The 1,766-nt window shown below is 49.2% G+C and carries 2 protein-coding genes; both read right to left on the reverse strand.

Features of this window, described 5'->3' with window-relative positions; genetic code table 11:
* Nucleotides 1–242: 242 nt before the first annotated feature.
* A complete protein-coding gene (locus KO497_RS05970) occupies nucleotides 243–1,100 on the reverse strand; it encodes a fumarylacetoacetate hydrolase family protein (protein ID WP_215943064.1) in 858 nt (285 codons plus the stop codon).
* 58 nt (nucleotides 1,101–1,158) lie between these two features.
* A partial coding sequence (locus KO497_RS05975; protein ID WP_215943065.1) for a DUF2799 domain-containing protein occupies nucleotides 1,159–1,766 on the reverse strand: 608 nt, incomplete at its 5' end.

A 1,766-nucleotide genomic window follows, 5' to 3' on the forward strand; every position in this document is an offset into this window, starting at 1 on the left:
CATGTTGTGCTACCGCTAAGCTGTTGTTGAAGGAATCAGCCGCTACTTGCCCTTCAAGAATGGGTGCTAGATCCAAAACAGAGAACGGTGTGTTAGATACTGTTTTAGGGGGATGCGTTGCATCAGCCATGATAAGTTCAGCCTAAACTTTAAGTGTGTAGGCTTAGTATGGTGGCGATCAGAAGCGGTTTAAATGCTCGTAGGCTGCAACGCAGTGTTGCAGCCTCGGGCGAGCAATCATCTTATTTATCAATACTGGGTTCTTGCGCGATGGCGTTACGCAGTAGGCCCACACCACTGATCTCCACCTCGATAACATCGCCGGGCTTCATGTATAAGCGCGGTTTACGCACAACGCCAACACCACCGGGCGTACCAGTTACAATGACATCTCCGGGTACTAAGGTACAAAAAGTGGAGATATACGAGATAAGCGCGGGTACATCAAAAATGAAATCAGAGAACGCAGAATGTTGTACTTGCTCCCCATTTAAGCGCGTTGTAAGAGTTTGGTTGGGCAAATCCGCATCATTGATCTCATCGCGGGTGACCATCCACGGCCCAAAAGCACCGGTATTATCGAAATTTTTACCAGCCGTAAATTGGCGCGTATGCATCTGCCAATCTCGAATACTCGCATCGTTATAACAGCTATAACCAGCGACATGATCAAACGCGTCCTTTTCAGCAATATGGCGACCGCCCTTGCCAATAATAACGGCCAGCTCGCCTTCAAAATCAAGCTTTTCAGAAACAGTTGGGCGGATGATCGGCTGGCCTGAAGCGACCTGCGTTGAACTGAAGCGAGTAAAGAGCACCGGGTGCTCCATTTCTGGCATACCTGTTTCTAACCGATGACTTTCGTAATTGAGACCCACACACAAAATTTTCTCGGGGTTGGGGATCACGGGCAATAAATCAACGGCGGCTAATGGATAACTAGGGACACTAGTTAGCACATCCGGCACGTCAAATGGATCGGCTAGAAACTGCCGAAGGTCATTAATTTCTGGATCTACGCCACCTAGGTCATAAACATTTTGATCGACCACGGCGCCAAAAGTCGGGCGGCCATCGATAGAAAAAGAAGTCAGTTTCATGTGATATCCTTAAAGAGATAAATCGAGCTGGGCGCTCTAGCAGAGCAAGGCACCCAGCTTATTGCGGCTGGCCATGAATGGCGTCCATTAATGTTTGATGCGTGGTTTCCCACTGACGCAATGCTTGCAGAACATCTTGCCGCTCCATTCTAAGCCAAAACAATGCTTGGTAATGCTCGTGTGTTTGCAGTGCATCGCGCGCAGCATGCTCTGCGCTATTAACGCGCAAGGGTCGCCGATGTAAAAAGCGCGTTTGTTCTTTTGCTATGAGCCGCTCTAGCTCATCCACTCGTCGTTCCAGCTTATAGCGCTCTGTTGCTGGCTGGTAGCCGCTCATAAAGCTGGCTTCGTCAGTGGCAGGAGTATGGCATGTCCCTTTGTACTGGCCGCCATGCAATCCAAAATAGTAGCCCTTCGATTGAGTACAGAATTGCTGCAAGCCTTGTTGATAACCTTGCTCATATTGCGTTTTATCTGGCACCACGCTCACATCCGCACAAGAGCGATAGTACTTTTCAAGCCGGGTCGCTGATACTCGCCCTTGCTCTGCATCGAGCTGACCAACAGTAGACCAGTCGGCTTGCAGACATTCTTTATCACTCATGGCGCTGCATGCACTTAACGCACTAACCATCATAATGAGCTGCGAGCAACGCCATATATTCA

It is taken from the genome of Pacificibacter marinus (genome assembly GCF_018860665.1).
Taxonomy (GTDB): Bacteria; Pseudomonadota; Alphaproteobacteria; order Rhodobacterales; family Rhodobacteraceae; genus Celeribacter; species Celeribacter marinus_A.

Bases quoted from the DNA above. Each gene is read 5' to 3' on its own strand.
- KO497_RS05970 (WP_215943064.1), bottom strand. From the start codon at position 1,100: ATGAAACTGACTTCTTTTTCTATCGATGGCCGCCCGACTTTTGGCGCC.